Source organism: Microcystis flos-aquae FACHB-1344 (assembly GCF_014698375.1).
In the GTDB taxonomy this organism is placed as follows: domain Bacteria; phylum Cyanobacteriota; class Cyanobacteriia; order Cyanobacteriales; family Microcystaceae; genus Microcystis; species Microcystis aeruginosa.
In genome coordinates this window covers 1-8639 of the sequence record NZ_JACJSW010000239.1, presented here as the reverse complement: position 1 = coordinate 8639, position 8639 = coordinate 1, and the positions used below count along the sequence as shown (strand labels likewise).

Below are 8639 nucleotides of genomic sequence, written 5' to 3'. Positions count from 1 at the left end.
TTAATCTTCCAATACGCTTCTTTCAACAATAGCCGCTCTCTGCACTTCTTCTTGGGTGCATGGCCGGTAATCGGTATCTGGTTTACGGCAATGGGTGTTAGCACCATGGCGTTTAACCTCAACGGTTTCAACTTCAACCAGTCGATTCTCGATTCTCAAGGTCGTGTAATCGGTACTTGGGCCGATGTATTAAACCGCGCTGGTATCGGTATGGAAGTAATGCACGAGCGCAATGCTCACAACTTCCCCTTAGACTTAGCTAGTGGTGAACAGGCTCCTGTAGCTCTGATTGCTCCCGCTATCAATGGTTAATTCCTAGTCTGAATGAAAAGGCACTCCCGCGAGGGGGTGCTTTTTTGTTGTTAGAATATAAGGTGGTTTTTTGAGGTTAAATTATGATCAGTTTAGAACAAGCTTTAAATACTGTTGAGCAACTATCTTTAGAACAACAGGAAATGTTATTAGAAATTTTACAAAATCGTTTACTTGATATTCGCCGTCAAGAAATTGCCAGAGATGCTAGGGAGTCAATTAATGCTTTTCATCAAGGAGAATTTAAACCTCAACCCCTAGAAATTATTCTGAGAGAATTGAGAGAAACTTTAGAATAGATATTATGAGAGAACTGGTTTTAACGCCTAAATTTAAGCGGACTTTCCGTAAGTTTGTTCTCAGAAATCCTCAACGACAGAAAGCGATTGAGAAGACATTGGCACAAATGAGGGAAGATATTTATTTTTTGAGCTTGGGAACTCATTCATTAAGAGGGGAATTATCGGGACTTAAAGCTTGTTCTTGTGGTTATGATTGTCGGATTATTTTTTCTATAAAAATTGAGCCAGACACCCAGGAGGAAGTTATCATTTTACTTGACATTGGTACTCATGGTGAAGTGTATTGATAAAATAGGAAAAACTAGAAAGTGCTCCTGCGGGTTTCTGCGTTGCGGTACACATATATTTATAATAAGATAAATTTGGCTCTCTTAGGTTTGGTGGGTAAAATGTATTCTAAGATACAGTCCTGGTGACGAGCGAGTGGAGCAAACCACAAAGACACAAAGGACACAAAGATTGATCGCTCCTATATAAGTTAAACTGATCACACAAAGAATAAGAGATCCCAGGTTTTGATCGAGAGTTAAGAGGTAAAATGATGACTTTGCAAGAAATGATCAAATCTTTTGAGAATTTATCAGAGGATGAACAGGAGTCATTATTAGAGATTTTGTGTCAATATAGAGCCAAAGCAAGAGAAAGAGAAATTTTAGCTAATTTTAAGGAATTGAAACAGGCGATCGCTACTGGAACGGCCAGAAGGGGAACCGTAGAAGATTTGATTGCTGATTTGAATGAGGATTAACAATGGATCTAATATGGAGTGATGGGTTTAAGCGTTCGTTTAAGAAGCTAATCAAGAAAAATACCCAGTTAAAACCTAAAATTTTCGATGTACTTAGAAAACTGGCAGAAGACCCATTTACACTGTCTTTAAAAACCCATAAGTTAAGTGGTAATTTAGAAGGGTTATGGTCTTGTACTGTAGCTTACGATTGTCGAATTATTTTTAGTTTTTCGGAAGATGGAGAATATTTAGAAGTCATCATCTTGTTAATTGATATTGGTAGTCACGATCAGGTGTATAGAAAATAGGATATACTGGAAAGCGATCCTGCGGGTTTCTGCGTTGCGGTACACATATATTTAGAATAATATCAATTTTTCCTAATCGTTAGGATTTCTTTTAAGATAGGATTTAAACACAGGATTAATAGGAAAATAGGACGAGGTTTCTGATGATAATTTATCCAGTAAACAGCGTCTAATTAATGACTGAATAGTTGCCCAAAATTCAGAAGTAGATAAGTCAAGATTAGCAGTTTTGGGAAACTTTTCTACCGCTTCAGTTTGATTAGCTAACCAGTGTATCACCTTTTTTTCTGTTGCGGATAAACGCTGTAAATGACATTCGATCGAGTCTTCTATATCTCCTAAATAAATTTCATTTTTCATTTGTTCTAAAAATAAGGATACTTCTCCATCAAATAGTTCAATAATGGTTGAGGAGATGATATTTAACCAGTTAGGATGACCTTGATAAAGTTCCCTCAGTTCCGTCCATTTCTCCTCATTTTTTAAACCGTATTCTTTGAAGATTTCTTCAAATTCTGTTGTTAAACCTTGCAGGTATAAAGTTTTAATTTTATCGGATTTTAAGGTGACAAAATCTCTGGGAAGTTCCCAACTAATTAAAATCAAACAACTTTGATGAGATGTGGTAGCAATTTGATGAAAAAATTTATGATAATCCTGACAGTCGTTTAAATATTTACCTGCTAATTCCCCCAGTTTAAAAATATTCTGCACATCATCAAGAATAATTAAACAACGATAGGAGCTTAGATAATCTATTATATCAGGTAAGGGGGTTGATAGAGATTGGGCGAAAAACTGTTTTAGATCATCCTTGAGAGCGATTAATTGAGGAATATTTTCCAGACTGCGATAAATAATATAATCAAATTGTGGGGCAATTTCTGAAACTAATTTAAGGGTTAAAGCTGTTTTTCCAATTCCGGTTAACCCATAAATGGTAATTAATCGAGTTTTATTATCTAGCCATTCTTTTAAGGTTGATATTTCTAACTTACGTCCACAGTTATACCTTAATTCAGGGGCTTTTGTTAAGTCAATCATGGGAGATTTATTATTATGTAAAGAATATGATCGGTTTTGGTTATCATTAGTCGTTTGAATAATTTGACCACCAATATTGATGTTATCAATTTGTAACAAACAATTCCCCGAATGATAAGCTTGAGAAACCCGATATTTTCTTTCTAACTTGGATCGTAAATTATCTTTATTAACATCTTCGTCTAATACCTTACCCAACTTTTTCCATAAGTTAGCAGCCTCTTTTTTAATATGAGATTCACTACAACCATTAAAAGATTGAGCAATTTGCCAATATTTTTGACCTTGCCAAACCCCTGTCAAGATTGCTTCTTGTACTGGTGTCAGATGAGACGCCACTTTCTCAAACATTAAATCATCAACATATTGCAAAACTTGGTCAATATTATTCATTTCTGGTTAAAAAATTAGAGGGTTAATCCAATATATTATACCAAACGGAACTAAGACTGTACCATAACCTACCTATAAATTGTGTACCAAAGCCTACTTTTGTACTAAAATCAAACGCTACAATACTGAGATGTTAGGTAAATCAAGCTAATTAGTCCTATTTGCTTGCTAGATTGTCATCATAGCCCATTTTGCGGTGACATGATCATCTTTTCCCTTTCAAAAATCAATGAAGTAATCTTTAAGTTATGTATCAAGAACAACTGAGTAGCGCCAAGCCTGGATTTATCCTGATTATGATTGATCAGTCAGCTTCAATGTCAGATAAATACACCAATTTAAATAAAGCAGAGTTTGCCGCAAAAGCCGTTAATCGAGTCATCGGAGAAATTATTACAGCTTGTTCATCGGGTAATGAGATTAAAGACAGATGTTTTGTGGCGGCGGTTGGCTATGGAGCAAGTATTAATGTACTATTTCTACATAAAGCCTCAGAGTTGGCTAAAAATCCCGATACAACAACCCTTAAGAGAAAAGTCTCTGATGGTGCAGGTGGGTTGGTTGAAGTGGATGAAGTAATGCGAGTGTTTGTGAAACCGACTGCAAGTAATGGAACACCAATGGCTGAAGCCTTTAAACAGGCTTATACTGGGGTAGAAAAATTTATTTCTAATCATCCCGATAGCTTTCCACCCGTTGTTATTAATATAACCGATGGAGAACCTAATGATTCTAATGCTGCTACTACTGAAGCGAAAAAACTAGCACAACTTAAAACAAGTGACGGTAACGTGATTGTTTTGAATGCTCATATTTCTAACGCATCAGCAGGGAAAATAGAGTTACCTAGTGACAATGCTGGTTTTAGCAGTAATAAATTTGCTAACTTTTTGTTTGATATTTCCAGTGTGCTTCCTGAGCCTCTTGCTGAGAGTGCCAAAAATGCGGGTTTTAATGTTCAACCTAATGCCAGAGGTTTTATCTTTAATGCTGATGCTGAAGCACTGATTAAACTTCTTCAATTTGGTTCTCAAGGAGCATTACGCTAAAGTTATTGTCATTAATTATGCAATCTGATCATAAAGTTTCAGTCATCCGTCGGTTCAGTCATAGAACTCATAAAGAGATGGAAACCATTAGCGGTTGTCAAGATAATTTTAGCTGTAATGAAGCTAAGAATTGTTTTGCGATCGCCGATGGTGCAACTCAATCATTTTACTCAAGTATATGGTCAAAACTTCTTGTTGATTATTTTTGGAAAAATCCCCAGATTGATAAAAACAATTGGCAAGAATGGCTTAAACCAATTCAGGAACAATGGTTAGAAGAAGTTAAAGCAGAATTACAAAAAGCAAAAAGCGGTAATAATTTTGCCTGGATTGAGATTTACAATGGTTTGAATGGTTTTCAACCAGCAACATCTACCTTTATTGGGTTACAATTTATTGAAAATCAAGCCAAAGTATCTATTGTTGGCGATAGCTGTCTGTTTATTTTTCAGGGAGATAAATTAATTAAAACCTATTTATTGCAAAAATCAGCGGATTTTAATAATCGACCTGGATATTTTGGAAGTTACCATAAAAATAATAATGATTATAAGCCAGAATTTTTAGACATCCCATTAAAATACAAACAACATTCAGATAAGCTTTATTTTCTACTAGCAACTGACGCTCTAGCTGAATATATTTTTAAATATACAGAACAGCAAAGAGATAGAGAGATTTTAACAACTTTACTTAAAATTAATTCAGAACAGGAGTTTGAGAATTTTGTAAAATCTGCTAGACATGATGACACAATAAAAATGAAAAATGATGATGTCACTTTAATGATTTTAGAAGTCAGGGATCGTGAAATTCCCAGTTCGTCTACACAACCCATAAAAGAAAATGAAGGAAATCCTCCTATCGTTTCACCTTTAAGTTATGAAACTGAACAGTTTCCTAAAGAGGATGAAAACAATTATTCAAACGTAGAAGAAAAACCTGAAGACAATACTCGTGATCAAAAGTTACAAGATACTTCTTGTTTTGCCAAAATAAGCTCCAATCTACAAACATTATTACAACCTCTGCCATCTTTACCCATGACGCCCCGCGATTCGACGAGTTCAGCTTCTCAACAGACGAAAGACCCCGTAATTAAGGGAAGCCGTATTAAGGAAATCCGTAATCTTCTCCTTGTTTTTATTCCTGTAAATATAATCTTAACTATACTCTCCACTGCGACCATAATAAATAGTATAAAAACTGAACAATCAAGCAATTCAAATTCATCTAGTCAAGTCACTAAATATGAACCTAAATATAGGAACCTTGAAAAAGGAACTAAAATCTACAAAGATCAAACTTTTCAAGAAATTATTATTCCTGCTTTATCTGACTCATCTCAGGTTTTAATTTTAGAAGAAGGAGAGGAATGGATTAAATTTCAGATTGATCTTTATGCTAATCAAGCAATCTTGAATGAATGTTATACTTGTGCAAGGGATGAAATAGAAATAAAACCCAAGACAAATCTGAGAATCTTTCCTAAGACAAATCTGAGAATCTTTCCTAGTGGATCAGAAGGGTATGTTTTTGGACAATTAAGTGAACCATCAAAGTTTAAAAAACTTGAATTTGATTCCCTTCCCAATTGGTCTAAATTTACATTTGTGGGGTATGTAAAAAAATGAAATATCCGTCCAGAACTGACTATGAAACATTCGTAAAATACCCTGATAGATTTATATACGATGGTATTTTACAACAAGGAAAGCCTGTTAAGCAAAAGCAAAATCAGAACTTTTTACTGTCTCATAATGGCGGAAAAGCCGTTGTTTATGAAATTCAAACTAATCCTAAAAAATATGCCCTTAAATGTTGGATAGAAGATTTAGGGGATCTAAAAATTCGTTATAAGGCGATTGATGCCTATCTTAAAACAGTTCAACTTCCTTATTTTGTTGATTTTGCTTACCAAGAACAAGGAATTTTAGTCAATGGACAAAGATTTCCCATTATTAGAATGGAATGGGTTGATGGTATTAGCTTTAAAGACTTTATATCTAATAATATTAATAACCCGACTTCTATCCGTAACTTTGCCGAAAAATTCTTAGAAATGGTTAAAATTCTCCATCAAAATAATATTTCTCATGGAGACTTACAACACGGTAATATTATAGTGCGTAAAAATGGTGATCTATGTTTAATTGACTATGATAGTTTATATGTTCCTCAATTAAGCAACGCAACCGACAATATTAACGGACTCCCCGGTTATCAACATCCTAACAGAAATAAGTTATCTAAATTAAGTCCAAAAGCTGACTACTTCTCAGAAATAGTGATTTATTTATCATTGCTTGTTCTATCAGAAAATCCCAACTATTGGCAACAAATACAACAAGAAGAAAGACTAATATTTTCCGAAAAAGACCTAATTAAACCTAATTCATCCAAGATTTTCAAAGAACTTAAAAATCTTTCTCCTGAGATTGTGTATTTTATCCAAGAATTAGAGAAATTTTGTCAACAATCAAATATTGAAAACCTACAACCTCTTGAAAATTTAGTCAACAATTACACAGGAGCTAAATGGAGTTTTGTGCCTCCTACTAACCCTATTCCAATCGTTACTTCACCTGTTCCTGTAGTTAATAATCCTACTAATTGGGGTTTTACATCTAATAATTCTACTCCATCCCCATACCCTCCTCCCTCAAGTCAAGGATGGACTTTCTCCCCTAACGGAGTTCAAACTCAAACCAGTCCAAAAAATACAACATCTTCAGATCCCTGGACAAAACTTGAAACCAATTCATCAAGTGCTTGGGATAAATTTGACACGGGTAAAACACCACCTCCAACAGATTGGGATAAACTCCATCAACAACCTCGAAAAGAAGCACCAGTACCTATTCCAGATGAAAACATTTGGGATAAATTTGATAATATTTGGAAGAAACTTACAACATCTGTATCATCTATTTGGAACAAAATTTTGAACTGGTTTAATTAGCTATCTGATTATTCTGTGCAGTTCTCCTATCCTAAAATCAACCCCATTGCTTGATTAATAATTTTATTTTTATCGATCATAGCTTCAATTTCTTCGGGTTTATATATACCTTCAAAAGCTTCTAATGCCCCTTGTCTTAAAGCGGAAGAATAAGCATCATCTAAGGTTTCTTTTAATTCTTCTATTGTTAGATAATTTCCTCCAGTTTTACGTCGTTTATTAATGCGTTGAATCTGTCTAACAGAATTAGAAATAGAGGTTTCCCATGAGCGTGTACTGAGTTTTTCTGCTTGCTGTTTAATCAGATGTAATAAGACAATAATACTAAAGCTAAAAATCTTATTGAGCTTATCATCCTTGCTCATTTCTGTCATTTCCTCTACCAGGAGCAAGGCATCGGGAACATTTCCTACTAAAAGTAAATCCTTTAATTCTAACAATTCTTCCATATTGCCCCTGTTATCAATTCAGTCGTTTTTTGAACCAAGTCCAGATATAATTAATTTATTCAGAGAGGAATCGTCTGATTAAATCTTCCCGTGAAGACTCCAATAATAAACGACTAGACTCCATCGGTGATAACTTAAGCAACTCATCAATAACTTTTATCAAAGACTCATCCAATTCCCCAAACCTCACTTGCATTAAATTTTCAATAATTTGTCGTTGTCCTTGTTGAAGTCCTTGTTGAAGTCCTTGTTGAAGTCCTTCTCGTTTAGTCGCCTCTTTCCACTCTAAATAAGATTGAGATAAAGCCATAAATACCTCCCTATCTTCTGATTCTAAAAGATTGTTAATTTCAACACTCACACGCCAACTAATCAATAATTCCATGACATTTTGACGGAAGGAATCGCCGGAAGGCAACTCAAGCAACTCTCTCACCGCTTGGCTTTGGGTTTTCCCCCGTCCCAACAATCTTAACAGTAAAGTGTCTGGGGTAATAGGTAACTGATTAATCGCTATAATTGCCGTTCGGTGAGAAGGAGATAAAAAGTAAATCCCTTCTGTCCAGTTTTCCAGTTCTAACTTAGCATCAAAACTCTCTAGGATGTGTAAACTAATAGAAGTAGCCAAAATCCATAATTTAGGTAAGTCATCCTCGTTTAACTCAGTTTTTTCCCGTTTCCCTTTCCGTTGAAGTTCAGCGAAAATCGAAAACAATTTTAAGATACAGTGGCGAATTTCCGTTCGACTGGGAGCATTGCGAAAAGGCTCAAGCAAAGTGCTTGTGGTCACCATTTGCCCTAAAAGACCCAAAGATTGAGCATTTCCCCGCATATTAGGGTGAGGAGAGAAGAAAATATCCACCTGACGGGTTTCATCCGCCACTTCCTTGCTAACTTCCACCTTTCCCAGAGGAGACAGCAATTCTTCTAGGTATTGTTTGGCAAATTGGTCGTGAGGTTGTCGAGTCATGTCTTCAATCACTTTACCAAATTGTCTGTCAAAAGTTGATAAAGAAGCCTAGTCTCATAAAACAGTAAGCGGCACAGTCCATCCTTACCTAGTGCCTTAAAACTGGGTAACTCTTTCTTT

Annotated in this window: 11 protein-coding genes; 8 read left to right on the top strand and 3 right to left on the bottom strand. The window is 35.2% G+C overall.

Annotation, left to right across the window (positions count from 1 at the left end):
* The 5 genes from H6G48_RS25505 to H6G48_RS25485 all read left to right on the top strand — a co-directional run.
* Positions 1-312: photosynthetic reaction center family protein (locus H6G48_RS25505; protein ID WP_190723830.1), on the top strand; the 312-nt coding region annotated here is incomplete at its 5' end.
* Positions 313-395: 83 nt separating this feature from the next.
* Positions 396-611 carry a hypothetical protein gene (locus H6G48_RS25500; protein ID WP_002750830.1) on the top strand — a complete coding sequence of 72 codons (216 nt, stop codon included), beginning with the start codon at positions 396-398 and terminating at the stop codon, positions 609-611.
* Positions 612-616: 5 nt separating this feature from the next.
* On the top strand, positions 617-901 hold the full coding sequence (locus H6G48_RS25495; RefSeq protein WP_190723829.1) for a type II toxin-antitoxin system RelE/ParE family toxin: 285 nt from the start codon (positions 617-619) through the stop codon (positions 899-901).
* Positions 902-1155: 254 nt separating this feature from the next.
* Positions 1156-1362 carry a hypothetical protein gene (locus H6G48_RS25490; RefSeq protein WP_190723828.1) on the top strand — a complete coding sequence of 69 codons (207 nt, stop codon included), beginning with the start codon at positions 1156-1158 and terminating at the stop codon, positions 1360-1362.
* Positions 1363-1364: 2 nt separating this feature from the next.
* Complete coding sequence (locus H6G48_RS25485) at positions 1365-1652, top strand: type II toxin-antitoxin system RelE/ParE family toxin (protein WP_190723827.1); 288 nt, start codon at positions 1365-1367, stop codon at positions 1650-1652.
* A 72-nt stretch (positions 1653-1724) separates the two neighbouring features.
* Here the strand turns inward: H6G48_RS25485 and H6G48_RS25480 are convergent, their stop codons facing one another.
* On the bottom strand, positions 1725-3089 hold the full coding sequence (locus H6G48_RS25480; protein WP_190723826.1) for a helix-turn-helix domain-containing protein: 1365 nt from the start codon (positions 3087-3089) through the stop codon (positions 1725-1727).
* 248 nt (positions 3090-3337) lie between these two features.
* Between H6G48_RS25480 and H6G48_RS25475 the strand changes: the two genes are divergently transcribed.
* Genes H6G48_RS25475 through H6G48_RS25465 form a run of 3 tightly spaced genes read left to right on the top strand, consistent with a single transcriptional unit; the run spans position 3338 to position 7100 of the window.
* The gene (locus tag H6G48_RS25475) at positions 3338-4138 is read left to right on the top strand and encodes a vWA domain-containing protein (RefSeq protein WP_190723825.1); all 801 of its coding nucleotides are present in this window, start codon (positions 3338-3340) and stop codon (positions 4136-4138) included.
* 17 nt (positions 4139-4155) lie between these two features.
* Positions 4156-5772, top strand: a complete 1617-nt coding sequence (locus H6G48_RS25470) for a protein phosphatase 2C family protein (RefSeq protein ID WP_190723824.1) — start codon at positions 4156-4158, stop codon at positions 5770-5772.
* A complete protein-coding gene (locus tag H6G48_RS25465) occupies positions 5769-7100 on the top strand; it encodes a protein kinase domain-containing protein (protein ID WP_190723823.1) in 1332 nt (443 codons plus the stop codon). The genes H6G48_RS25470 and H6G48_RS25465 overlap by 4 nt, the downstream gene beginning before the upstream one ends.
* 26 nt (positions 7101-7126) lie before the next feature.
* Here the strand turns inward: H6G48_RS25465 and H6G48_RS25460 are convergent, their stop codons facing one another.
* The gene (locus H6G48_RS25460) at positions 7127-7549 is read right to left on the bottom strand and encodes a DUF29 family protein (protein ID WP_190723822.1); all 423 of its coding nucleotides are present in this window, start codon (positions 7547-7549) and stop codon (positions 7127-7129) included.
* A gap of 55 nt (positions 7550-7604) precedes the next feature.
* Positions 7605-8519, bottom strand: coding sequence for a hypothetical protein (locus tag H6G48_RS25455; protein WP_190723821.1), 915 nt, complete (start codon positions 8517-8519; stop codon positions 7605-7607).
* Positions 8520-8639: the final 120 nt, after the last annotated feature.